Genomic DNA, 24,146 nt, shown 5'->3' on the forward strand with positions numbered 1-24,146 from the left:
GTATGCCTGGGCAGGTTCGACCAGTACCTATGCCAGTTGGATTACGCGCCGGCGATCAGCTCTTGACGGCTCGGGGTGCTTTCCAGGTGCCGTTGAGCGCTTCTTCCTTGGGCCAGTACAGGCGCAGGATCATCTGGAACGGTCCGTCCTGTGCGGGTAGCCAGTTAGCCTCCTTGTCCGGGCCAGGCGACTGATTCTGCACGTGGATGGTGATGCCTCCGTCGGGATCGCGGGTCAGATTGGGCAGCATCGGCGAGTTGATGAGGTAGCGGTTGATGGGGTTGGCGACCAGCAGACTCTGGGGCATCTTGTACATGGTGATCGACCAGAACGAGTTGACCGGCGGCAGCTGCCCGGGCGCGAACCGCAGGGTGTAGTTGTCGGCTCCGGTCAGCGGCGCCCCGGTGGAGTCGGTGGCGATCACCGGGTACATGGCCTCCTGCGCGACGTTGCCGTAGATGCCCAGCACCGAACCGGCCATCCGGTAGAGGTAGTTGTCCTTGAGCTCCGCGTGGGTGCCGAACAGCTGTCCGGAGGTGACCTGACCGGTGTTCAGCTTGTCCTCCTGGAATGTGGTCAGCTCGGCCCAGGCGTCGGCCATCCCGTCCCGTACGGCCTGCAGGGTTTCCTTGTCCATGGTGTCGGGGTCGAAGTCACCGTCGGGACCGATGCCAATGGTGGCAAACCGGTCCCGCAGTTCCTTCTCGTCGGGCAGCACAGGAGCGGACTCGAGAACGAAGTTGAGGATCTGGAAGAACTTCGGCGACGTCTTCTGCTCGTCCGGAGTCAGCGGAGCGACGAAGTCCATCGGCGGGACCGTGGCGGCAGACTTCTTCTCGAACGCCGACAGCGGCTCGACCGTGTAACCGGCCTGGATCTTCTCGACGTTGTCGATGTCGCCGGGATCGAACAGCTGGGTGCGGTAGATCACCAGGGAGAAGTCGGTATCCGACCGGATCACCTCGTTGATGCCCTCGGGCTTGTCGCCCTTCCAGCCCGGCCCGGCCAGCAGGTATTTGCCGCCGCCGTTGCCGGTGGTGCGGCTGCCCACGTAGGCGTAGTCGTAGGTATAGCCGTCGACAAACTGCAACGAGTAGTACCGGCTAGCCTCGATCGGCGGCACTGTCAGCGCCAGTGGCTCGGCCCGCAGATCAGCACCCAGCATCGTGTACGGCGTGTCGGAGTTGGGTGTCTGGATGGTCGTGTCTTCGGGGGTGAACACCCGCGCGATGCTGTGCGTCTGGTTCCAGTCGCCCTTGTGCTGCGGATTGCTCTTGTCGACGAAGTAGGAGTGCTGGATGCGGTAGTTGTCGACCATCGGGAAGCCGTATATGTAAGCCTCCTTGACGATCTCACGCACTTGCTGCGGCGTCGAACTCGAAACCCCGGCCTTCATCCGTTTCCCTCCATGTGGGCCGCCGCTCGTCAGCAAGGCTGCCCGGGCGGAGTGAAGTACGGGACTCCTTCGACGGTGTAGCAGGGAATCTCGCCGGGTACGTACGGGACATGCTGCGCCGCGATCGCGGCGCCAGTAGCGACGTCACCGGCGATGTTGGTGCAGCCTCCGGCGGAGAAGTGCCGACCGTCAGCCCCGGCGCACACATCGGCACTGGCCGTGGGTGCCGACACGATCGGCGCGAAGGCCAATGGAGCTGCGATCAGCAGTGCGGTGGTGTGTCTGTTCACGGGTTCCCCTGGTTCATCTCCGTTGCGGCCCAATACCATCGAATCGGTCACTACAAGTAGCGATCCCCGGGCCCGGGCATCCACTGTGCATCATCGAATAACCGTTCGTCTTGACTTTTAAGGACAGTTTTTTGACCATCCTGGACACCTGGTCCGTGGATCGTCACTCACGGGATTCGCACCGCTGGTCTCCGCCCATGGAGGAGACTCGGACGTCTACTGACGCTCGCCGGTAACGATCCCGCCGACGCTGGTCACCGTGACCGGCTTCGGACGCCAGCCCGTGCAACGCCAGAGCATCGACATTTCTCGGACCGGTTGCCGTGGCCGCCCGAACCGCAGCCACGGTCTGGATTCCCAGTCCGAGTTCGGCTCCGGACGATGAGGGTTTTGCGGTTGCGACCCGCGAAGGGCGCGACCCAATGAGTGGTGATGTCTTGCTAGCACGAGCGTGCGGGTTCCGAGTTGGCAACGCCCCAGGCGAGTGGAGAGCTGGTGGTGTGCTATCTGTAGATACGGCACGTCATGTAGGCGTGGCCCCGGACGAGGGCGACCGTACCCGGACTCGACGACGGCCAGCAGTGTGGAGGCCGCCGTGAGCAGATCTTTTCCCGATGTAGTGGACGCACTGCCCAGTGCGGTATCCGCTCGAACAGCCGGGGCCTAGGTGCACATGGGCGGGATGGTCTTCGACGTCACTCAAATTGTCGGCGCTCTGCTTGTGCTCGCCTGTTTCCTCCTAGCGCAGATTGACCGGATCAACCCGGCCGGCTATCCCTACCTGGCCGTGAACCTCGTGGGCTCTGGCGCGATGACGGTCACCGCCGTGATCGAGCAGGAGTGGGGTTTCGTGTTCTTGGAGGGCGTGTGGGCGCTGGTGTCCCTGTGGGGGCTGGTCCAGCGGGCGCTTGGCGTCACCCCAAAGGCGGTGCACTGATGGAGATTGCCCTGCAGTTCGCCGGCGCACTGGGCATCCTGACGGCATTCACGTTGATGCAGCTTCGCCGATGGAGCACGCATTCCTGGCCATACCTGGCGCTGAACTTCGCTGGCGCATCGGTGCTGACCTGGTTGGCTGCTGTGGAGTCGCAGTGGGGCTTCGTCATCTTGCAGGGTGTGTGGGCGCTCGCCGCGCTGATCGGGCTTATCCGTCGCGCCGCTGCCCAGAAGACGCAGCCTGGAACTGCACCCGAACCTCTATAAACGGTCTCCGCGTGGCCCGCTACCGGGCCGCCAAACAGCAGAAGGGCCACCTCCCGATCGGGAAGGTGGCCCTTCTCTCGTGCTGCTCGTTCGTGGAGCTGCCGGGAATTGAACCCGGGTCCTACGGCATGTCGTCGAGGCTTCTCCGTGCGCAGTTCGCTAGGCCTCTACTCGGATCTCTCAGTCACGCGAACAAGCCGAGATGACGATCCCAGTCGCTGTTTGATGTCCCCATGGATTCCGCGACCGAACCCATGGGTGGGTCCCTCTAGCTGATGCCAGGGTCCGGGCCGAGGGCGCTCCCGGTCTGACAGACTAGCCGTCGCTTAGGCAGCGAGGGCGTAGTCGCGCTGATTGGAATCGGCGCTTAATTGGTTGCAACGACGCTTACGGTGGTCTCTTGCCTGCACCGGCACGCTTCCCTTGATTCGATGCGCGAAGTCGAAACCGATCAGCCCCTCGCATCCCTGCCGACTCTCGGCAGGACAACCAATGGTACGCGATCACCAACGGCAGGTGCCAAGTGATTATCCCGGGGCATTTCCGTCTCGCTCGCGCCTGCCGAGCGACGGCGAATGTACGGAATTTTGCGGCGTGTTGGCGCACAGACACGCGCACTCGCGGTGCGGTGCGGTGCGGCGGGGTGGGGAAAGAACTCGCGGGGCTAAGACTTGCCCTTGGCGCGACGACCCAACTCCCGGATGATCTCCCGGTCGGCGTCGCGCTTGGCCAGGTCTTGGCGTTTGTCGTGCGCCTGTTTGCCGCGGGCCAGGGCGAGCTCTACTTTGACTTTGCCGTCGGAGAAGTACATCGACAGCGGCACCAACGTGAGATTGCCGTCGCGGATCTTGCCGATGAGGTTGTCGATCTCCCTGCGGTGCAACAGCAGCTTGCGATTGCGGCGCGGTGCGTGGTTGGTCCAGGTGCCGTGGTGGTACTCGGCGATGTGAACATTGCGCAGCCAGATCTCGCCGTCGTCCACGGTAGCGAAGGCGTCGGCCAACGATGCTTGCCCTTCGCGCAGGCTTTTCACCTCGGTGCCCATCAGCGCGATACCGGCCTCATAGGTGTCGAGGATCGTGTAGTTGTGCCGCGCCTTGCGATTACTCGCCACGATCTGCTTGTTGCCGGCGGGACTGGACTTCTTGGTCACCACTACCTCACGCCTACCTGCGTACGTAAAGCCGCAGGGTGACGTACGCGGTCAGCCCTGCCATCGCGACACCGACCAACAACAGGATCGGCGAGATGTACAGGATGTCGGCAAAGTCCACCCTGGCAATCAGGTTGGCTTGATAGAACTGGTTGAGCGCGCGTTCCATGAATACCGCCCGCACGACGGTCAGCCCAATGATCGCGATGACGACACCTATGAGGGCCGCCAGCATCGCCTCCACCAGGAACGGCAGCTGGGTGTACCAGCGAGTGGCACCAACGAGGCGCATGATGCCGATCTCGGTTCGTCGGGTGTAGGCGGCCACCTGCACCATGTTGGCGATCAGCAGCACGGCGCCGATCGCCTGTACCAGCGCCACCGCGAACGCCGCGTTACTCAGGCCGTTGAGCACCGAGAACAACCGGTCGATCAGCTCTTTCTGATTGAGCACACTGCGCACACCCGGCTGCCCGATCATCGACTTGTCGAACTCGGCGTGCTGCTCGGGATTGTTCAGTTTGACGATGAACGACGCCGGAAAGGCGTCTTTGCTCGCGACATCCTTGAACTGCGGGATCTTGCGGATGGCGTCCTGATAGGCCTCGTCGCGGTCGAGGAACCGCACCGACTTGACCTGGTCGGTGTTCTCTTCGAGCTTGCTCCGCAGCGCCTTACACGGGTCGGCGTCACAGTTCGGGTCGTTGGCCGACACGTCGTCGGTCAGGAACACCTGGGTCTCGACCCGGTCGAGGTAGATGTCGCGGGACTGGTCCGCCAACCGGACCACCAGCAGGCCGCCACCGAACAGCCCGATGGAGATGGCTGTGGTCAGGATCATCGCAACGGTCATGGTGACGTTGCGGCGAAGCCCGGTCAGAACTTCATTGACAAGAAAGCCGAAGCGCACTTAGCGATCCATTCCGTAGACGCCGCGCTGTTCATCACGAATCAGCCGGCCGAGGTCGAGTTCGACGACCCGCTGACGCATCGAGTCGACGATGTGATGGTCGTGCGTGGCCATCAGCACTGTCGTTCCGGTGCGGTTGATCCGCTCCAGTAGGTCCATGATGTCCTTACTGGTCTCCGGGTCCAGGTTCCCGGTGGGCTCGTCGGCGATCAGCACCAGCGGGCGGTTGACGAACGCGCGGGCGATCGCCACACGCTGCTGCTCACCGCCGGAGAGCTCGCTGGGCAGCCGGTTGGCCTTACCGGACAGCCCCACCATCTCCAGCACGTCCGGAACGACCCTGTTGATCACCTCGGATCGCTTACCGATGACCTCAAGGGCGAATGCCACGTTCTCGAACACGGTCTTCTGCTGCAGCAGCCGGAAATCTTGGAATACACAGCCGATCACCTGCCGCAGGCTCGGGATGTGCCGACCCGACAGCTTGTTGACATGGAACTTGGAGACGCGGATATCACCGGCCGACGGCGTCTCCGCTGCCAACAGCAGGCGCATGAACGTGGACTTGCCCGACCCGGACGGGCCGATGAGAAATACGAACTCACCCTTGTCGATCGTCAACGAGACGTCATCGAGCGCTGGTCGCGCTGACGACTTGTACTGCTTCGTCACGTGGTCGAGGGTGATCATCACGGCACGCCAGTGTAGCGGTGAGAGCCTAGAAACCGGACCACGCTATGGCTGCAATGTCGGCGCGGTGGGTTGCTCGGCAACAGGCGAGGGTTGCTGAGCGGGGGCCGGAGTCGATGCCGGCGCAGGCTCGCCCGGCAAGACCGGCAGCGTGATCGCCGGCAACGGACCAGGACCGTCCGGATCGATCACCGTGGTGCGCGGCCCCGGCGAACTCGACGTCGTGGTCGGGCTCGTGGTGGTCGGACTCACACTGGTCGTTTCCGGCGTGGTGGTCTCGGGCGTCGTCGTTTCGGTCGTCGTCGGCGTGGTGGTAAGCGTGGTCATCGGGGGCGCCACTTTGGTGCGCGGCACCCACGTGTAATCGGGATCGGGTACGAAACCCGGCGGTGCCGCCGGCGCGGGAATCTGCGGCCGATAGGCCTGCTGCACCCAGAACAGCGCCACGAACGCCACCACCAGCACCACCGTCGACGTACGGACCCGACCGAGGTGCTTGGGCCAGTACTTGACCGCGATGTCCTTGATGGCTGTGAACTGCGAGGACAAATCGAATTTCATTAGGTGGTCTCCCGGCCGGGGCGTCCCGCGGGCATCTGCTCGGCCCCCGCCGCCGTCGCCGGATGCGGGATCGACTCCACGGTGGGTGTCGCGCCATCGCTGGGCGTGGCCACTCCGGCGCGTCGCAAGGCACGTACGACGCGGACCCGCAGTCGCCGCCCCACCTCGAACTGCTTTCCGGGCAGGGTCCGGGCGACCATCTGCAAGTTGACGGTGTCCAGTCCGATGCTCTCCACACCCATGAGCTGCGGTTTGTCGAGCAGCAGCTTGGACAGTTCCTCGTCTTCGGATGCCTTGTCCGCGACGTCGTGCAACACGTCGTTGACGGCGCTGAGGTCTGCGCTGGCCGGTATCGGGATGTCGACCACGGCGCGGGCCCAGTCCTTGGAGAGGTTCAGCGACTTGACGATCTGGCCGTTGGGAACGGTGTACATCTCCCCCTCTGAGGACCGCAGCTTGGTGATCCGCAGCGTGACATCCTCCACGGTGCCCTCGGCCTCATTGGCTGCCGCGATCGTCAGCCTGACCAGGTCACCGAAGCCGTACTGCTTCTCCGTGATGATGAAGAAGCCTGCGAGCAGGTCTTGGACGATGCGTTGTGCGCCGAAGCCCAGCGCAGCACCGACCACCGTCGCCGGAGCCGCCAACGACACGATCGGCACGTCCAGTGCGTCGCTGACCTCGACCAGTACGACGACGAACAGCATCGCCACCGACACCCAGGAGATCACCGAGGCGACGGCCTGGCGGTGCTTGGCGCTCTCCGAGCGCACCAGCTGGTCGCTTTCCTCATATTCGGCGTCGATGCGCCGCACGAATCTTTGCGCGGCCCAGCTGATGAAGCGGGCCAGAAGCAACCCGCCGATCAGCAAGAGCGCGATGCGCAGACCCTTGGTCAAGATCCACACGCCGAACTCGCCGTGCCAGAAGTCATGCCAGCGATGGGCCATCGGATAAGCCAGCACCGCGGTGGCCAAATTACTCGTCGTCATCTTTTCTGTTGCGCCACCTGATTCCTGCTTCCAGGAATCCGTCGATGTCCCCATCGAGCACCGCGGTCGGGTTACCGACCTCGTACTCGGTGCGCAGATCCTTCACCATCTGATAGGGCTGCAGTACATAGGACCGCATCTGGGTACCCCAGGAACTTCCGCCGTCACCCTTCAGCGCATCCATTTCGGCGCGTTCCTCTAAACGCTTGCGCTCCAGCAACTTTGCCTGGAGAACCCGCATTGCCGAGACCTTGTTCTGCAGCTGCGATTTCTCGTTCTGACAGGTGACCACGATACCGGTCGGGATGTGGGTGAGGCGCACCGCCGAGTCCGTGGTGTTCACCGACTGTCCGCCGGGGCCACTCGAGCGGTAGACGTCGACGCGGATGTCGCCCTCGGGAATCTCGATGTGATCGGTGGTCTCGACCACCGGCAATACCTCGACGTCGGCGAAGGAGGTCTGGCGCCGGCTCTGGTTGTCGAACGGGCTGATCCGCACCAGCCGGTGGGTGCCCTGTTCGACCGAGAGGGTGCCGTAGGCGAACGGCGCGTGCACCGCGAACGTGGCGCTCTTGATGCCGGCTTCCTCGGCGTAGGACGTATCGAACACCTCGATCGGATACTTGTGCTGCTCGGCCCAGCGGATGTACATCCGCATCAGCATCTCGGCCCAGTCGGCCGCGTCGACGCCTCCCGCGCCGGACCGGATGGTGACGACGGCCTCCCGCTCGTCGTATTCGCCGGACAGCAGCGTGCGGACCTCCATCTGCTCGATGTCCTCGCGCAGCTTGTTGAGCTCGGCGTCGGCCTCAGCGAGGGCATCGGCGCCCGCCTCTCCTTCTTCGTCGGCGGCCAGCTCGTACAGCACAGGCAGATCGTCGAGACGGCTGCGCAGCTCCTCCACCCGGCGCAGCTCGCCCTGGGCGTGCGACAGCTCACTGGTGACCGTCTGCGCGCGGGTCTGGTCGTCCCACAGCTTCGGGTCCGACGCTTCCTGCTCGAGTTTGGCCACCCGGTCACGCAGGCCGTCCAAGTCAAGCACCCGCTCCACCGTCGTCAGGGTGGTGTCGAGTGCTGCGATATCGGCTTGACGGTCTAGATCCACGAAAGTTGAGGTTACCTGTAGCCCGTTCGGGGAAGTTATCGCTGACCGGCGGCAGCTCCAAGAATCCGCGTTTAGAGTCGGGGGTACCAGCCCTGACGCGTCGCGACAGCCCCCTGCGCGGGTCGGGGTGGTCAATTGATGGCTCACAGAAGGTTGTGCATGCGCCCATACCACGTGGCAATCGTCGGCTCCGGCCCGTCGGGATTCTTTGCCGCCGCATCGCTGCTCAAATCCGCCGACTCCCCCGAACACCGCGATGTCCGCGTCGACATGCTCGAGATGCTGCCGACCCCGTGGGGTCTCGTGCGGTCGGGAGTCGCGCCGGATCATCCCAAGATCAAGTCGATCAGCGCCCAGTTCGAGGCCACCGCTGCCGATCCACGTTTCCGCTTCTTCGGCAACATCACCGTCGGCACGGATGTCGCGCCGGCCGAACTGGCACAGCGCTACGACGCGGTGATCTATGCCATGGGCACCCAGTCGGACCGGTCACTGAACATTCCCGGAGAAGATCTGCCGGGCAGCATCGCCGCCGTCGATTTCGTCGGCTGGTACAACGCACACCCCCGCTTCGGCGAGATGGATCCGAATGTGTCGGGCAGCCGCGCGGTCGTGGTCGGCAACGGCAACGTGGCCCTGGACGTGGCCCGCATTCTCGTGAGCGATCCCGCGGCGCTGGCCCATACCGACATCGCCGATCATGCCCTGGCTTCGCTGGACGCACATGGCGTCGAGGAAGTGCTGGTGATCGGACGACGTGGCCCGCTGCAGGCCACGTTCACCACGGTCGAGCTACGCGAACTCGGCGGCATGGAAGGCCTCGAGGACGTTGACGTCATCCTCGATCCGGCCGATTTCGCCGGCATCACCGACGAAGACCTCGACGCCGCAGGCAAAACCGTCAAACAGAACATCAAAGTGCTGCGCGGCTACGCGGAGCGCAAGCCCGAGGGAGCCAAGCGGCGCATCATATTCCGCTTCTGCACCTCGCCGATAGAACTGCGCGGCGACGGCCGGGTCGAGTCGGTTGTGTTGGGCCGCAACGAGCTTGTCCGTGACGCCGATGGACGCGTGGTCACCAAGGACACCGGTGAGCGTGAGGAGTTTCCGGCGCAGCTCGTGGTCCGGGCCGTGGGCTACCGCGGTGTGCCCATCGCGGGGCTTCCGTTCGACGAGCGGTCCGGCACTATCCCGCATGCCGACGGCCGTATCGAGGGCAGCCGCAACGAGTATGTCGTCGGCTGGATCAAGCGCGGTCCCTCCGGCGTCATCGGCAGCAACAAGAAGGATTCGGCGGACACCGTGGACACCCTGCTCGCAGATCTGCGGGCGCGCGAACTCAGCGAGTTCGGTGACGACTACGGTACCGCGCTGGCCGCGTGGCTCGCCGAACGCCAACCCGAGCTGGTCACCGACGACCATTGGCGCGCCATCGACCTGCACGAGCGCGCCGCCGGGGAGCCGCTGGGCCGGCCACGGGTCAAAGTGCCCAGCCTGGCCGAGCTACTACGCATCGCCCACAGCTGACGGCCGAGCGCCGTCTTCGCACCCGACCACATCCCGTCCGAGCCACTCGACCTATCGAAGGCTGCCCAGGGTCACGGCGCGGGAGAGCCCGGTGAGGCGAACGCCCACTTGTCCGGGTTCTTCGGCGAATACACCACTGGGATCAGCTGGCCCATGGTGGGCCAGCTGGACACATCGACAGCCATGCGCTGATACACCACATGCTCGTTGACCGTCGGTCCGTTGATGACGCCGGTGATCGTGACGAACTGCTCCCCCTGGGCGTCCGGGCGCGGGCTGACCCCCGTGACCAGCAGCGTGCCGGATACGGTGTCGGGCCCCATACCGCGGCGTCGCATGATCCGCGGCGCCAGCAGCAGCACCAGCACGCCGACTAGCAACAGGAGTATGCCGAATTCCCACACAAGGCCATGGTAGGACTGCTGCCATGAGCACCCATGCAGATGACCTGTCCCTGGCACTCGGACTCGCCGATCAGGCCGACGTTCTGACCATGGCCCGATTCGGCGCATTAGACCTGCGTGTTGAAACCAAACCCGACCTGACGCCCGTCACCGACGCCGACCGCGGCGCGGAGGAGTCACTGCGAGCGACGCTGGCCGACGCGCGGCCGGACGACTCGGTGCTCGGCGAAGAGTTCGGTGGCACAACCGCTTTGACGGGCCGGCAATGGGTTCTCGATCCGATCGACGGCACCAAGAACTTTGTCCGCGGCGTACCGGTGTGGTGCACGTTGATTGCCCTCCTCGAGGATGGCACACCGACTGTCGGGGTAATCAGCGCACCGGCCTTGGCCCGTCGCTGGTGGGCGGGCGCCGGCCAAGGCGCGTTCGGCTCGTTCGCCGGGACGACGCGCAAGCTTTCGGTCTCCGGTGTCAGTGATCTGGCATCGGCCAGTCTGTCGTACTCCGACCTCACGACCGGCTGGGAGGACCGCCGGGATCGCTTCGTCGAACTGACCGATGCGGTGTGGCGGGTGCGAGCCTACGGGGACTTCTGGTCGTACTGCATGGTCGCCGAGGGCGCGGTCGACATTGCCTGCGAACCCGAGGTGAAGCTGTGGGATATCGCTCCGCTCGACATTCTGATTCGCGAGGCCGGAGGCACTTTCACCAGCATCGACGGCGTCGACGGACCGCACGGCGGCAGTGCGCTGGCCACCAACGGACGGCTCCATCCGGAGGTGCTGAGCAGGTTGTCCCAGGGGTGAGCCGACCTGTGCGACGGGTGTGAAGTTGGGTTGCTGCGGCGCCATACCTTACTCCGGAGTAAGATACGGTCAGATGCGTCGTCACGACCAACTAGAGGCAGCTGACAATGACCAACACCCTGCCGTCCAACAACGGCTCTACACCCCACTCCCAGCGCTCCGGCCAGCCGAGCGCCGTGGGTATGCACAAGCACAAGCGGACAGCGACCGACATCGGATTGGCGCTGATCACCCCGATCCTGGGCCAGGAGTTCCTTGACCGCTATGGATTGCGCGACCCGCTCAATCGCGGCCTGAAATACGGTGTGAAGCAAGTCTTTTCGACTGTCGGGGCAGCCACCCGACAGTTCCAGCGGGTGCAAGGCCTAGGCAAGCCGGCCACTCGGCTCAAGGCCAGCGGCGCCGATTACTTCGACCTCACCCCCGACGACGACCAGAAGATCATCGTCGACACGGTCAACGCGTTCGCCAAGGAGATCCTGCGGCCGGCGGCCCACGACGCCGACGAAGCGGCCGCCCACCCGGCGGACCTCATCGCCAAGGCCGCTGAGCTGGGTATCACCGCCATCAACGTCCCGGAGGACTTCGACGGCATCGCCGAGCACCGCAGCACCGTGACCAATGCCCTGGTCGCCGAGGCGTTGGCCTACGGCGACATGGGTCTGGCACTGCCGATCCTGGCGCCCGGCGGGGTCGCAGCGGCGCTCACCCACTGGGGCAGCGCCGATCAGCAGGCCACCTATCTCAGGGAATTCGCGGGCGAGAACGTCCCGCAGGGCTGCGTGGCGATCGCCGAACCGCACGCACTGTTCGACCCGACCATGCTCAAGACCACCGCGGTACGCACGCCGAGCGGCTATCGGCTGTCCGGGGTCAAATCGCTGGTGCCGGCCGCGGCCGACGCCGAATTATTCATCGTCGCAGCACAACTGAGCGGCAAACCGGCACTGTTCATCGTCGAGGCGTCGTCGCAAGGCCTTACCGTCAAGGCCGATCCCAGCATGGGCATCCGCGCGGCCGCGCTCGGCCAGGTCGAACTCGACAATGTCGCCGTACCCCTGCACGCCCGCCTCGGTGAGGACGAGGCCGCTGACCAGGATTACTCGGAAGCGATCGCGCTGTCGCGACTCGGCTGGGCAGCGCTGGCGGTCGGTACGTCGCATGCAGTGCTGGACTACGTGATTCCCTACATCAAGGAACGCCACGCGTTCGGCGAGCCCATCGCCCACCGGCAATCCGTCGCGTTCACGGCCGCCAACATCGCCATCGAACTCGACGGCCTACGACTCATCACGTGGCGCGGTGCCGCGCGGGCCGAACAGGGCCTGCCGTTCGCCCGCGAAGCCGCGCTGGCCCACAAGCTCGGCACCGACAAGGGCATGCAGATCGGTCTGGACGGGGTCCAGCTGCTCGGCGGTCACGGATACACCAAGGAACACCCGGTCGAGCGCTGGTACCGCGATCTGCGGGCCATCGGCATCGCCGAAGGCGTCGTGGTCCTCTAAGCGAAAGACGAATCATGGCAATCAATCTGGAAATACCCCGCAAGCTTCAGGCCGTCATCGAGAAGGGCCATCAGGGCGCCGCCGAGATGCTTCGCCCGATCTCACGCAAGTACGATCTCGCCGAGCACTCCTATCCGGTCGAGCTCGACACCCTGGCCAACCTGTTCGAGGGCATCGCGAGTGCCAAGACCATCTCGTTCGCGGGTGCCGAGGCGTTCCGTGACGATGCGAACGGCGACGGCCAGAAGACAACTGTCAACGGCGCCAATATGTCTGCACTGCTCAACGCAGTGGAGATCAGCTGGGGCGATGTGGCACTGCTGCTTTCGGTACCGCGCCAAGGCCTGGGCAACGCCGCCATCTCCTCGGTGGCCACGCCCGAGCAGCTGGAACGGCTCGGCAAGGACGTGTGGGCCGCGATGGCCATCACCGAACCCGGCTTCGGCTCCGACTCCGCTGCCGTGACCACCACCGCGGTGCTCGACGGCGACGAGTACGTGATCAACGGCGAGAAGATCTTCGTCACCGCGGGTTCGCGCGCGACCCACATCGTGGTCTGGGCGACGCTGGACAAGTCTTTGGGCCGCGCGGCGATCAAGTCGTTCATCGTGCCGCGCGAGCATCCCGGGGTCACCGTCGAGCGCCTCGAGCACAAGCTCGGCATCAAGGCCTCCGACACCGCGGTGATCCGCTTCGAGAATGCCCGCATCCCGAAGGACAATCTGCTCGGCAATCCGGAGATCCACGTGGAGAAGGGTTTTGCCGGGGTCATGGAGACCTTCGACAACACTCGACCGATCGTGGCGGCCATGGCTGTCGGTATCGCGCGGGCCGCGCTGGAGGATCTGCGGGCCATCCTGACCGATGCGGGCGTGGAGATCTCCTACGACAAGCCCGCGCACGCCCAGAGTGCGCCCGCGGCGGAGTTCCTGCGGATGGAGGCCGACTGGGAGGCCAGTTACCTGTTGACGGTGCGCTCCGCGTGGCAGGCCGATAACAGCATTCCCAATTCCAAGGAAGCCTCGATGGGTAAGGCCAAGGCTGCCCGCGTGGCCAGCGACATCACCCTCAAGGCCGTCGAAATGGCCGGGACCGTGGGCTATTCGGAGCAGACCCTGCTGGAGAAGTGGGCGCGGGACTCGAAGATCCTCGACATCTTCGAAGGCACTCAGCAGATCCAGCAGCTCGTAGTGGCCCGCCGGCTGCTGGGCCTCTCCTCGGCCGAGCTGAAGTAACCTTCCCCTCGCAAGCCGCACTTCGAGCCCAGCGCTGCGCTCCTAGTTCCAGCCGGCCAGCAGACAGAAAACTGCCCCAAATCCGAAGATTTGGGGCAGTTTTCTGTCTGCTCGGCGAGGTGGTTAGCCCAGGACTCGCTGCAGATCCGGGACCATGGCCTGCAGTTCCCGGCCCCAGTAGGCCCAGTTGTGCGTGCCATTGTCCGGGAAGTTGAACACGCCGTTCTTACCGCCCGCGGCGATGTAGTTGTCCTGGAACGTCTTGTTCGTGCGGATCGTCAAGCCCTCCAGGAACGTCGCCGGCAGGTCGCCGCCGCCGAGCTCGTCCGGCTGACCGTTACCGCAGTAGATCCAGATCCGGGTGTTGTTGGCGACGAGCCTCGGGATCTGCACCATCGGGTCGTTACGCTTCCAGGCGCTGTTCGGATCCTCGGTGGGACCCCACATGTCGTTGGCCTTGTAACCGCCGGCGTCACCCATCGAGATGTTGATCAGGAACGGCCACCAGCCCTCGGAGGGGTTCAGGAAGCCCGACATCGAGCCGGCATAGATGAACCGGTCGGGGTGGTAGGCGGCGAGGATCAGCGCGGCCGAACCGGCCATGGACAGGCCGATGGCTGCGTTACCGTTCGTAGCGACGTCGCGGTTGGCGGCCAGCCATTCCGGCAGCTCGCTGGTCAGGAAGGTCTCCCACTTGTAGGTGACACAACCAGAGTTGCCACAGGCCGGCTGGTACCAGTCGCTGTAAAAGCTGGACTGTCCGCCGACCGGCATGACTACCGACAGCCCGGTGTTCAGGAACATCTCGAACGCGTTGGTGTTGATGTCCCAACCGTTGTAGTCATCCTGAGCGCGCAGGCCGTCGAGCAGGTATACCGAGTGCGAACCCGACCCACCGCTCTGGAACTGAACCTTGATGTCACGGCCCATCGACGGCGACGGGACCATCAGGTACTCCACCGGCAGACCGGGCCGGGAGAACGCTCCCGCGGTCGCCGATCCGCCCGCCACGCCGATCAAGCCAGGCAGCAGCAGTGCTGCCATGGCCGCCACCGAAAGCCGGCGCGCCCAATGGCCACGAATCTTGTCAATGAAGGTCATACTGCGAATCCGTCCATCTTCCGGTTAACTACGCCCAGTACTGCGCGATCATGGATCATCGTGCGACATGCAACGAAGGATCGCTGCATCGTCACGCCCGCTCGACTGAGCCCGGTGCTTCAGCGGAGCGGACCGAGAAATTCAGTTGTTGCGTCTTGAGTAAATCATGAGGGCGCGATGAGAGAAAACCGACGGCCCGTTACGGCGCGGCACAACTTGGCTCGGCAAAAAATAACGCTGCCTTTGTCTTCACACCCTGCCGGGGTGTCCTACCAGCGCAAACGGGAGCTGCCCCCCGTTCAAGTCAACCGCGTCAAGTTACGGCCGACACCAATCCGTCTACAACCGGTGTCCGGAGGGTTATCCAATCGTCTCCGAGCAGATTCCGACTGCACTCAAAACCACATACTAAAAGTATGGTCACTTTCCGCTGCGCCAACGCTGGGCTTGCTGGCTGGAATGGGCCGCAGGGCGAGGGGGCATGGCCTGCCCGCCTACGTCTGGGCCCGGAGTACTCGCCAGTTCTCCCGACTTTATGGACAGCAGCTCGCCGCGGCCACCGAGTTCGATGCGCTCTACACCGTCCGCGGCCAGAATGCCGATCCGGCGACCTTGTCATTCCTTGGACATGCGGGTCCTTTCGTTCGGCGCACGGCGGAAGAGCAGCAGACTGCTTGTGCGTCGCGCTGATTCGAGATTCCAGCGCGAAGGAAGTCGCAGATCGGCATCGGTGAACGGCGAGGTCCTAGCCCTGGAATCCAACGGTTACCTGCGCAAAAGGCAAAACCTCGAAGCGGGTGGACGGGACAGTACTGTCTGGGCGATCCTCAGGTGGTGAACACGAGCCCCGTGGGTCTGGCCCGATCCTGCACACTCCCCAGCTGGTTGTCGCGGTGGAGCTACGACGGTGCCAATGGCGACGCGGCCAAAACCGGCCCGGGCATCGCGGTGCCCACGCTGGGCACGAGGCTGTCGCTGTGACGGGCGCATTGGACGGCATCAGGGTGCTCGAACTCGGCACCCTGATCTCCGGGCCGTTCGCCGGTCGGCTGCTCGGCGATATGGGCGCCGAGGTCATCAAGGTCGAGTTACCCGGCAGCCCCGACCCGCTGCGCACCTGGGGTCAGGCCGAGCTCGACGGGCATCATTTCTTCTGGACAGTGCACGCGCGCAACAAGAAGGCCATCACGCTGGACCTGCGTGCCGACTGCGGCCGCCAGCTGTTTCTCGAGCTGGTCGACCGCTCCGACATCATTGTGGAAAACTTCCGGCCCGGCACGCTGGAGAAGTGGAATCTGGGCTACGACGTGCTGCGGGAACGCAACAAGGGCATCATCCTGGTACGGGTATCCGGCTATGGGCAGACAGGGCCGGAGGCCGGTAAGGCCGGTTACGCCTCGGTTGCCGAAGCAGCCAGCGGTCTGCGGCACATGAACGGCTTCCCCGGTGGCCCTCCTCCACGGCTGGCGCTATCTTTGGGCGACAGTCTGGCCGGGATGTTCGCCGCCCAGGGGGCGCTCGCGGCGCTCTACCGCCGCAGCGTCACCGGCGAGGGACAGGTGGTGGACACGGCGCTGACCGAATCATGTTTAGCCATCCAGGAATCCACTATTCCGGACTATGACACCGGCGGCGTCGTGCGCGGACCGTCTGGCACCAGACTGGAAGGTATTGCGCCGTCCAACATCTATCAGACTGCGAATGGCAGCTGGGTGGTCATCGCCGCCAACCAGGACACCGTGTTCCGCCGCTTGTGCGCGGCAATGGATCGCCCTGAACTGGCCTCCGACGACCGGTTCGTCAATCACGTTGCACGTGGCCGTAATCAGGACGAGCTGGACAAGATCATCGGTGCGTGGGCAGCCGAACGTCAGCCTGTCGACATCATCGAGACGCTGTCGCAGGCCGGGGTGATCTCCGGGCCGATCAACACCGTCGCCGAGGTGGTCAAGGATCCGCAGCTGCAGGCCCGCGGCATGATCGCCGACCACTGGGATGACCGGATCCAGCGCAACGTCAAAGGCCCTGGCATCGTGCCTGTGCTGTCCGAGTCTCCCGGCACCATACGCAACGCCGGACCGGCACGACCCGGCCTGCACAACGACGAGGTGTACGGCGAGCTGCTCGGGCACTCCGATGACGAGTTAGCGGCGCTGCGTGAGGAGGGAGTCCTGTGAAGGTCGATATCCGCGAAGTCTGTCTGCGCGACGGCCTGCAACTGGAGAATCCGATTCCGTTGTCGGCCAAGGTCGCACTTCTTGAGGCGATCGTCGCCACCGGGGTCAGGGAAGTCGAGGCGACCGCGTTCGTGTCCCCGTCCAAGGTGCCGGCTCTGGCCGACGCCCCCGAGTTTGCGGAGACCCTGACGGCGTTTCCCGATGTGGAATTCTCCGCGCTGGTGGCCAGCCCCAATGGCGCCAAACGTGCCATCGCCGCAGGGCTGCGATCCATCGAGTACGTGGTGTCGGCCTCCGATAGCCACAGCCAAGCCAACGTCGGCCGCACCAGCGCCGAGGCGACCTCGGCCATCGCAGATGTGGCGCGGGTTGCGCACGACGCCGATGCCACCGTCGAGGTCATCGTCGCCACGGCGTGGGACTGCCCGTTCGACGGACCGACGGATTCGCATCGAGTGATCGATATCCTTTCCGCCGCAGTCGAATTCGGTGTTGATCGCGTCGCGATCGCCGACACTATCGGGACCGCCACGCCGCGCCGCGTGACGTCGCTGGTCGAGCATGCGCGCCCGGTCATCGGCGCCCTGCCACTCGGTGCGCACTTCCACAACACCCGGGGCTCCGGACTGGCCAGCGCCTACGCTGCGGTGCAGGCCGGGGTGACGCGACTGGACGCCTCGGTCGGCGGTCTGGGCGGCTGCCCGTTCGCTCCCGGCGCGACGGGCAACATCGCCACAGAGGATCTTGTGTATCTGTTGCGGGACAGCGACATCGACGTCGACGTCGATCTCAGCGCCGCGATCGCCGCAGCCAAGGTGGCCGAGCAGGTTGTGGGCCACGCATTACCGAGTGCCCTGCTGCGCGCGGGTGACCGAATCCTGAACTGACGCGAAGCTGATCTCGAGCACGTCGTAGCCCAACCTGATCAAGACCCACCAGCCCGATCACCACGGAGGCGCCATGACCACTCTGCCGGACATCCTCGTCGACACCGCGGGCCGCTGGAGGCTCACGCCAAACCGATCCTCGGTGACGTTCCGGAACAAGACCGCGTGGGGACTCTCGACGGTGACCGGCACATTCTCCGGGTTCAGCGGCGACGGCATCGTGGGAGATACGGTGACCGGGCGCGTGACGGTCCGCGCGACGTCACTGCACACCGGGATCGCCAAACGCGACAAGCATCTGCGCTCCGCCGATTTCTTCGACGTCCACAACCACCCCGACATCGTCGTAGAGGTGACGGGAGCGCTGCCCGGCGATGCGCACGACGCTCGGCTGCAGGCGACACTCACGGTCCGCGCCATCTCGCGCCCAGTCGAATTGCCAGTCACCGTGCAGATTCTGGCGGGCGGAGCGGTACGGGTGGCCGGTGGCTGCACGGTCGACAGGCGCGAATTCGGCGTCTCGGGCAACCTGCTCGGCATGGTCGGCCCGATGACGGAGATCTCCGCGGAGTTGGTGTTCACCCGCGACTGAACGCATAAGTCGAATTCGCCGAGTTGACCGGCCCGCGCGCTACTCAGCCAGTAGCATCGCGAGCATGGTCGGCCCCGCGCCGCTGCGCATCCTGGTGTACAGCAACAATCCGCGCACCCGTGAGCAGGTACGACTCGCGCTCGGCAAACGCATTCACCCGGAATTGCCTGAACTGGAATATGTCGAGATCGCGACCGCACCGATGGTGATCGCACAGATGGACAAGGGTGGATTCGACCTCGTCATCCTAGACGGTGAGGCCACGCCCACCGGCGGAATGGGGATCGCCAAGCAGCTCAAGGATGAGATCGACGACTGCCCGCCGGTCCTGGTGCTCACCGGACGGCCGGACGATGCCTGGCTGGCCAACTGGTCACGCGCCGAGGCGGCCGTCCCGCACCCGATCGACCCGATCCGGCTCAGCGACGCGGTGGTGTCGTTGCTGCGCACCCCCGCGCGGTAGCCAGAACGCGAAATACCCTGTAACCGTTCAACATTCATAGCACGGCAAAGTGCGCTGTTGCACACCGGCCCGGTAGTAACCGATACTAATCAAAATGCATGGCGCGGGCCGCAAAGCTCGCTAGGCTGTGGGTGAGCTCACATCGACAGCCCAGCGAGGGAGCAGCCGCACGGCATGAATCTATACACACCAATTCTGGTTCTCGGTGCGATCGCCGCTGCGTTCGCGGTGGTTTCCGTGGGCATGGCCCTCATCATCGGTCCCAAGCGTTACAACCGGTCCAAACTCGAAGCCTACGAATGCGGTATCGAGCCGATAGCTCCTGGTTCCGCAGGTTCTACCGGCCAGCGCATGCCCATCCGGTACTACCTGACGGCGATGCTGTTCATCGTGTTCGACATCGAGATCGTGTTCCTGTACCCGTGGGCGGTCGCGTTCGATAGTCTCGGCCTGTTTGCGCTGGTGGAGATGCTGTTGTTCATGCTGACGGTGTTCGTGGCGTACGCCTACGTTTGGCGGCGAGGGGGCTTGAATTGGGACTAGAAGAACGTCTGCCCGGCGGGATCCTGCTCTCCACGGTGGAAGCGGTGGCCGGTTACGTCCGCAAGGGATCGTTGTGGCCTGCGACGTTCGGCTTGGCGTGCTGTGCCATCGAGATGATGTCGACGGCCGGCCCGCGATTCGACATCGCACGGTTCGGGATGGAGCGGTTCTCCGCGACCCCCCGCCAAGCCGATCTGATGATCGTGGCAGGCCGGGTCAGCCAGAAGATGGCGCCCGTGCTGCGGCAGATCTACGACCAAATGGCCGAGCCGAAATGGGTGCTGGCGATGGGGGTCTGCGCGTCCTCGGGCGGCATGTTCAACAACTATGCGGTGGTCCAAGGGGTGGATCACGTGGTTCCGGTCGACATCTATCTACCGGGCTGCCCGCCCCGCCCCGAAATGCTGTTACATGCCATCCTCAAGCTGCACGACAAGATTCAGCAAATGCCACTCGGAGTGAACCGGGCCGAAGCCATCCGCGAGGCCGAGAACGCAGCCCTGTCGGTCGCACCCACCATCGAGCTCAAGGGGCTGCTGCGATGAGCACCTCCAACGGCGACACGCCCGAGGTGATCGGAGTGCGTCACGGTATGTTCGGCGCCTCCGGCACCGGTGATACCTCGGGTTACGGCGGCTTGGTCCGGTCGGTCGCCCTGCCCGGCAGTTCGCCGCGGCCGTACGGCGGGTGTTTCGACGACGTGGTCGATCGGCTGGCCGAGGTGCTCGGGGAGGAACGCTACGAGCTATCGATCGAGCGCGTGGTGGTGTACCGCGACGAGTTGACCCTTGAGATCAGCCGAATGCAGCTGCCCGCGGTCGCGGCGGTGTTGCGTGACGATCCTGCCCTGCGCTTCGAACTGTGCCTCGGCGTGAGCGGTGTGCACTATCCCGACGACACCGGTCGTGAACTGCATGCGGTGTACCCACTGATGTCCATCACACACAACCGGCGCATCCAGTTGGAGGTCGCCGCGCCGGATGCCGATCCGCACATTCCGTCGTTGTACGCGATCTACCCGACGACCGACTGGCACGAACGCGAGACCTACGACTTCTTCGGCATCATCTTCGACGGTCATCCGGCACTCACCCGCATCGAGATGCCTGACGACTGGGTGGGCCACCCGCAACGTAAGGACTACCCCCTCGGCGGCGTTCCGGTGGAGTATCACGGCGCCCAGATTCCACCGCCCGATCAGCGGAGGTCGTACAACTGATGACTACCGACGAATCCTCCGTCGTCATGGTCGGCGGACAGGACTGGGACGAGGTCGTGGCGGCCGCCCGGGAGCATGCCGGCGAGCGCATCGTGGTCAATATGGGCCCGCAACACCCATCCACCCATGGAGTGCTGCGCCTGATCCTGGAGATCGAGGGTGAGATCATCACCGAAGCCCGTTGCGGCATCGGGTATCTGCACACCGGTATCGAGAAGAACCTCGAATTCCGCAACTGGACCCAGGGCGTCACGTTCGTCACTCGAATGGATTACCTGTCACCGTTTTTCAACGAGACGGCCTACTGCCTCGCGGTGGAGAAGCTACTCGGCATCACCGACGACATCCCCGAGCGGGCCAGCGTGATCCGCGTGATGCTGATGGAGCTCAACCGCATCTCGTCGCACCTGGTGGCATTGGCGACCGGCGGGATGGAACTGGGCGCGATGAGCGCGATGTTCTACGGATTCCGGGAACGCGAGGAGATCCTGAGAGTCTTCGAGGCGATCACCGGTTTACGGATGAACCACGCTTACATCCGGCCCGGCGGGGTGGCCGTCGACCTTCCCGACGACGCGATTCCCCAATTGCGAGCTCTGATGGAATTGCTGCCGAAGCGGTTGACCGACTTGGAGGATCTGCTCAACGAGAACTACATCTGGAAGGCCCGCACGGTCGGCGTCGGCTATCTGGATCTCACAGGGTGCATCGCGCTGGGCATCACCGGGCCCGTGCTTCGGTCCACCGGGTTGCCGCACGACCTACGCAAGACCCAACCGTATTGCGGTTACGAGAACTACGAATTCGATGTGATCACTGACGATCAGTGTGACTCCTACGGCCGCTACATCATCCGGGTCAAGGAGATGCGGGAGTCGTTGAAGATCGTGCAACAGTGTATAGACAGGCTGGAGCCCGGCCCGGTCATGATCAGCGACAAGAAGCTGGCCTGGCCCGCGGATCTCAAAGTCGGACCTGACGGGCTGGGCAACTCTCCCGAGCACATCGCCAAGATCATGGGCCGGTCCATGGAAGGGCTGATTCACCACTTCAAGCTCGTCACCGAAGGCATCCGGGTACCGGCAGGTCAGGTGTATGTGGCCGTGGAGTCGCCGCGCGGCGAGCTCGGCGTACACATGGTCTCCGACGGCGGCACCCGGCCGTACCGGGTGCATTATCGCGACCCGTCGTTCACCAATCTGCAAGCCGTGGCGGCGATGTGCGAGGGCGGCATGGTGGCCGACGCGATCGCGGCGGTGGCGTCGATCGATCCGGTCATGGGAGGGGTGGACCGCTAGGTGAAGGAAGTCTTCCTGGAACTCGGGCAACGACCCGACGAAGCGGGCCCGCCGATCAACGGGCCCGCGGCATATCCCGACGACGTCACAGACCGGCTGACCGCTGACGCGCAACGCATCATCGACCGCTACCCCGATGCGCGCTCGGCCCTGCTGGCCCTGCTGCATCTGGTGCAGGCCGAGGACGGCTGCCTCACCCCCGCCGGAATCCGGTTCTGCGCAGCACGACTCGGACTGACCGACGCCGAGGTCACCGCGGTGGCGACGTTCTATTCGATGTATCGGCGCACCCCGACCGGTGACTATCTGGTTGGGGTATGCACTAACACGTTGTGCGCGATCATGGGTGGTGACGCGATTCTCGATGCGCTAGAGGACCATCTGGACATCCGCGCCGGTGAGACCACCACGGACGGGCGCGTAACCCTCGAGCACATCGAATGCAACGCCGCCTGCGACTACGCCCCGGTGGTCATGGTCAACTGGGAGTTCTACGACAACCAAACCCCTTCTTCGGCACGCGATCTGGTCGACGGGCTGCGCACCGCCAACCCGCCGGACCCCACCCGCGGCGCACCGCTGTGCACCTTCCGCGAGACCGCGCGCACACTGGCCGGGCTGACCGATCCACACGTGCCGGGCGGGGCACCCGGAGCCGCCACATTGGCAGGGCTGTACCAGGCACGTGAACTCGGGATGTCGGCTCCGAACCCGGACGGGACAGAAGCATGACTGCGCTGACACCCGTGCTGAGTCGGTTCTGGGACGAACCGCAACCTTGGACGCTGGAGACCTACCTCCGCCACGACGGCTACCGCGCATTGCAGCAGGCGCTGGCGATGCCGCCTGACGATGTCATTGCGCTGGTGAAGGATTCGGGCCTACGCGGCCGGGGCGGTGCCGGTTTCCCGACGGGCATGAAATGGTCGTTCATCCCGCAGGGCACCGAGGGGGCCGGCGCGAAGCCGCACTACCTGGTGGTCAACGCCGACGAATCCGAACCCGGCACCTGCAAAGACATCCCGCTGATGCTGACCACACCGCATTTCCTGGTCGAGGGAATGATCATCGCGGCTTACGCGATTCGGGCCAAGCATGCCTTCATCTACTTGCGCGGCGAAGTCGTGCCGGTGCTGCGGCGCCTGCAGGCGGCCGTCGCCGATGCCTATGCCGCCGGCTACCTGGGCTCGAACATCCTCGGCTCGGGCTTCGATCTGGAACTGACGGTGCACGCCGGCGCGGGCGCGTACATCTGCGGCGAGGAGACCGCACTGCTGGATTCTCTGGAGGGGCGCCGCGGCCAGCCGCGACTGCGTCCGCCGTTCCCGGCTGTGGCGGGCCTCTACGCCTGCCCGACCGTGGTCAACAATGTGGAATCCATAGCCAGCGTCCCGCCGATCCTGCTCAACGGGGTGGACTGGTTCCGGTCCATGGGGTCGGAGAAATCCCCCGGTTTCACGCTGTATTCGCTGTCCGGCCACGTGAACCGGCCAGGGCAGTACGAAGCTCCGCTGGGCATCACGCTGCGGGAACTGCTCAACTACGCGGGCGGCATACGTACCGGCCACACATTGAAATTCTGGACCCCGGGCGGCTCCTCGACACCACTGCTGACCGCCGAACATCTCGACGTTCCACTGGATTACGAGGGAATGGCCTCGGTCGGGTCGATGCTCGGAACCAAGGCGCTGCAGATCTTCGACGACACCACCTGCGTGGTACGCGCGGTCCGCCGCTGGAGCCAGTTCTACGCGCACGAATCCTGCGGCAAGTGCACGCCGTGCCGTGAGGGCACCTACTGGCTGGCCCAGATCTACGCCCGGCTGGAGACCGGCGCAGCGACCGAAGAAGACATCGACAAGCTGCTCGACATCTCCGACACCGTCTTCGGAAAATCGTTCTGCGCCTTGGGTGACGGCGCGGCCACCCCGGTCATGTCATCGATCAAGCTTTTCCGCGACGAGTATGTCGCGCACTTGGACGGCGGTTGTCCGTTCGATCCGCACGCCTCGGCGTTGATGGCAACCGAAGAGGCGGGTGTGTAGATGTTTCTCACCGCGAGCAGACACATAGGTACTCGACACGCCGA

Annotated in this window: 26 protein-coding genes, 1 other RNA gene and 2 pseudogenes; 17 read left to right on the plus strand and 12 right to left on the minus strand. The window is 64.6% G+C overall.

Annotation, left to right across the window (positions count from 1 at the left end; genetic code table 11):
- Positions 1–55: 55 nt before the first annotated feature.
- The gene (locus B133_RS0111460) at positions 56–1,396 is read right to left on the minus strand and encodes a DUF1254 domain-containing protein (RefSeq protein ID WP_018601202.1); all 1,341 of its coding nucleotides are present in this window, start codon (positions 1,394–1,396) and stop codon (positions 56–58) included.
- A gap of 29 nt (positions 1,397–1,425) precedes the next feature.
- Entirely contained in the window at positions 1,426–1,686 is a 261-nt protein-coding gene (locus B133_RS22720) for a hypothetical protein (protein WP_036419163.1), read from the minus strand.
- Positions 1,687–2,359: 673 nt separating this feature from the next.
- On the opposite strand from B133_RS22720, the gene B133_RS0111470 reads away from it, so the two are divergent.
- Together B133_RS0111470 and B133_RS0111475 are read left to right on the plus strand one after the other, a co-directional pair.
- Entirely contained in the window at positions 2,360–2,623 is a 264-nt protein-coding gene (locus tag B133_RS0111470) for a hypothetical protein (RefSeq protein ID WP_018601207.1), read from the plus strand.
- Positions 2,623–2,889, plus strand: coding sequence for a hypothetical protein (locus B133_RS0111475; RefSeq protein ID WP_018601208.1), 267 nt, complete (start codon positions 2,623–2,625; stop codon positions 2,887–2,889). The genes B133_RS0111470 and B133_RS0111475 overlap by 1 nt, the downstream gene beginning before the upstream one ends.
- A gap of 90 nt (positions 2,890–2,979) precedes the next feature.
- Here B133_RS0111475 and ssrA read toward each other — a convergent pair.
- The 7 genes from ssrA to prfB all read right to left on the minus strand — a co-directional run bounded on the left by ssrA (position 2,980) and on the right by prfB (position 8,300).
- Positions 2,980–3,348: a transfer-messenger RNA gene (gene ssrA, locus B133_RS23700) on the minus strand.
- A 205-nt stretch (positions 3,349–3,553) separates the two neighbouring features.
- The gene (smpB, locus tag B133_RS0111480; RefSeq protein ID WP_026256289.1) at positions 3,554–4,042 is read right to left on the minus strand and encodes an SsrA-binding protein SmpB; all 489 of its coding nucleotides are present in this window, start codon (positions 4,040–4,042) and stop codon (positions 3,554–3,556) included.
- 13 nt (positions 4,043–4,055) lie between these two features.
- Complete coding sequence (gene ftsX, locus B133_RS0111485; RefSeq protein WP_018601212.1) at positions 4,056–4,952, minus strand: permease-like cell division protein FtsX; 897 nt, start codon at positions 4,950–4,952, stop codon at positions 4,056–4,058.
- Positions 4,953–5,642, minus strand: a complete 690-nt coding sequence (gene ftsE / locus B133_RS0111490; protein ID WP_026256290.1) for a cell division ATP-binding protein FtsE — start codon at positions 5,640–5,642, stop codon at positions 4,953–4,955.
- A 45-nt stretch (positions 5,643–5,687) separates the two neighbouring features.
- Positions 5,688–6,203, minus strand: coding sequence for a hypothetical protein (locus B133_RS0111495; protein ID WP_018601214.1), 516 nt, complete (start codon positions 6,201–6,203; stop codon positions 5,688–5,690).
- The gene (locus tag B133_RS0111500; RefSeq protein ID WP_018601215.1) at positions 6,203–7,195 is read right to left on the minus strand and encodes a mechanosensitive ion channel family protein; all 993 of its coding nucleotides are present in this window, start codon (positions 7,193–7,195) and stop codon (positions 6,203–6,205) included. Before B133_RS0111500 ends, B133_RS0111495 begins: the two co-directional genes overlap by 1 nt.
- On the minus strand, positions 7,182–8,300 hold the full coding sequence (gene prfB, locus B133_RS0111505; RefSeq protein ID WP_018601216.1) for a peptide chain release factor 2: 1,119 nt from the start codon (positions 8,298–8,300) through the stop codon (positions 7,182–7,184). Before prfB ends, B133_RS0111500 begins: the two co-directional genes overlap by 14 nt.
- A gap of 159 nt (positions 8,301–8,459) precedes the next feature.
- Here prfB and B133_RS0111510 point away from each other — a divergent pair, with 159 nt between their 5' ends.
- Positions 8,460–9,827 (plus strand): FAD-dependent oxidoreductase, encoded by a 1,368-nt coding sequence (locus B133_RS0111510; RefSeq protein WP_026256291.1) that lies wholly within the window; start codon positions 8,460–8,462, stop codon positions 9,825–9,827.
- A 71-nt stretch (positions 9,828–9,898) separates the two neighbouring features.
- Here B133_RS0111510 and B133_RS0111515 read toward each other — a convergent pair whose 3' ends face one another.
- Entirely contained in the window at positions 9,899–10,231 is a 333-nt protein-coding gene (locus tag B133_RS0111515) for a hypothetical protein (RefSeq protein WP_018601218.1), read from the minus strand.
- Between the two features lie 23 nt (positions 10,232–10,254).
- Between B133_RS0111515 and hisN the strand changes: the two genes are divergently transcribed.
- The 3 genes from hisN to B133_RS0111530 all read left to right on the plus strand — a co-directional run bounded on the left by hisN (position 10,255) and on the right by B133_RS0111530 (position 13,777).
- On the plus strand, positions 10,255–11,037 hold the full coding sequence (hisN, locus tag B133_RS0111520) for a histidinol-phosphatase (protein ID WP_018601219.1): 783 nt from the start codon (positions 10,255–10,257) through the stop codon (positions 11,035–11,037).
- A gap of 107 nt (positions 11,038–11,144) precedes the next feature.
- Positions 11,145–12,542, plus strand: a complete 1,398-nt coding sequence (locus B133_RS0111525; protein WP_018601220.1) for an acyl-CoA dehydrogenase family protein — start codon at positions 11,145–11,147, stop codon at positions 12,540–12,542.
- 14 nt (positions 12,543–12,556) lie between these two features.
- On the plus strand, positions 12,557–13,777 hold the full coding sequence (locus tag B133_RS0111530) for an acyl-CoA dehydrogenase family protein (protein ID WP_018601221.1): 1,221 nt from the start codon (positions 12,557–12,559) through the stop codon (positions 13,775–13,777).
- Positions 13,778–13,900: 123 nt separating this feature from the next.
- Here the strand turns inward: B133_RS0111530 and B133_RS0111535 are convergent, their stop codons facing one another.
- Together B133_RS0111535 and B133_RS25340 are read right to left on the minus strand one after the other, a co-directional pair.
- A complete protein-coding gene (locus B133_RS0111535; protein WP_018601223.1) occupies positions 13,901–14,878 on the minus strand; it encodes an esterase family protein in 978 nt (325 codons plus the stop codon).
- A gap of 519 nt (positions 14,879–15,397) precedes the next feature.
- Positions 15,398–15,481 (minus strand): annotated as a pseudogene (locus B133_RS25340) (peptidase C56); the annotation flags it as partial.
- A gap of 207 nt (positions 15,482–15,688) precedes the next feature.
- Here B133_RS25340 and B133_RS24395 point away from each other — a divergent pair.
- From B133_RS24395 to nuoF, 11 genes and pseudogenes are all read left to right on the plus strand, one after another.
- Positions 15,689–15,838 (plus strand): annotated as a pseudogene (locus B133_RS24395) (alpha/beta hydrolase); the annotation flags it as partial.
- A gap of 17 nt (positions 15,839–15,855) precedes the next feature.
- Positions 15,856–17,055 carry a CaiB/BaiF CoA-transferase family protein gene (locus B133_RS0111545; protein ID WP_018601227.1) on the plus strand — a complete coding sequence of 400 codons (1,200 nt, stop codon included), beginning with the start codon at positions 15,856–15,858 and terminating at the stop codon, positions 17,053–17,055.
- Complete coding sequence (locus B133_RS0111550; protein ID WP_018601229.1) at positions 17,052–17,942, plus strand: hydroxymethylglutaryl-CoA lyase; 891 nt, start codon at positions 17,052–17,054, stop codon at positions 17,940–17,942. The genes B133_RS0111545 and B133_RS0111550 overlap by 4 nt, the downstream gene beginning before the upstream one ends.
- Before the next feature lie 73 nt (positions 17,943–18,015).
- The gene (locus tag B133_RS0111555) at positions 18,016–18,534 is read left to right on the plus strand and encodes a YceI family protein (RefSeq protein WP_018601231.1); all 519 of its coding nucleotides are present in this window, start codon (positions 18,016–18,018) and stop codon (positions 18,532–18,534) included.
- 64 nt (positions 18,535–18,598) lie between these two features.
- On the plus strand, positions 18,599–18,997 hold the full coding sequence (locus tag B133_RS0111560) for a response regulator transcription factor (protein ID WP_018601233.1): 399 nt from the start codon (positions 18,599–18,601) through the stop codon (positions 18,995–18,997).
- Between the two features lie 174 nt (positions 18,998–19,171).
- Complete coding sequence (locus tag B133_RS0111565; RefSeq protein ID WP_018601235.1) at positions 19,172–19,540, plus strand: NADH-quinone oxidoreductase subunit A; 369 nt, start codon at positions 19,172–19,174, stop codon at positions 19,538–19,540.
- Positions 19,531–20,085, plus strand: a complete 555-nt coding sequence (locus B133_RS0111570) for an NADH-quinone oxidoreductase subunit B family protein (RefSeq protein ID WP_026256292.1) — start codon at positions 19,531–19,533, stop codon at positions 20,083–20,085. Before B133_RS0111565 ends, B133_RS0111570 begins: the two co-directional genes overlap by 10 nt.
- Positions 20,082–20,759, plus strand: coding sequence for an NADH-quinone oxidoreductase subunit C (locus B133_RS0111575; protein WP_018601240.1), 678 nt, complete (start codon positions 20,082–20,084; stop codon positions 20,757–20,759). Before B133_RS0111570 ends, B133_RS0111575 begins: the two co-directional genes overlap by 4 nt.
- Positions 20,759–22,057 carry an NADH dehydrogenase (quinone) subunit D gene (nuoD, locus tag B133_RS0111580; RefSeq protein ID WP_018601241.1) on the plus strand — a complete coding sequence of 433 codons (1,299 nt, stop codon included), beginning with the start codon at positions 20,759–20,761 and terminating at the stop codon, positions 22,055–22,057. The genes B133_RS0111575 and nuoD overlap by 1 nt, the downstream gene beginning before the upstream one ends.
- Positions 22,058–22,789, plus strand: a complete 732-nt coding sequence (gene nuoE / locus B133_RS0111585; RefSeq protein WP_018601242.1) for an NADH-quinone oxidoreductase subunit NuoE — start codon at positions 22,058–22,060, stop codon at positions 22,787–22,789.
- Complete coding sequence (gene nuoF, locus B133_RS0111590; RefSeq protein ID WP_018601244.1) at positions 22,786–24,102, plus strand: NADH-quinone oxidoreductase subunit NuoF; 1,317 nt, start codon at positions 22,786–22,788, stop codon at positions 24,100–24,102. The genes nuoE and nuoF overlap by 4 nt, the downstream gene beginning before the upstream one ends.
- Positions 24,103–24,146 lie beyond the last annotated feature (44 nt).

This window comes from Mycobacterium sp. 155, from assembly GCF_000373905.1.
Classification (GTDB): domain Bacteria; phylum Actinomycetota; class Actinomycetes; order Mycobacteriales; family Mycobacteriaceae; genus Mycobacterium.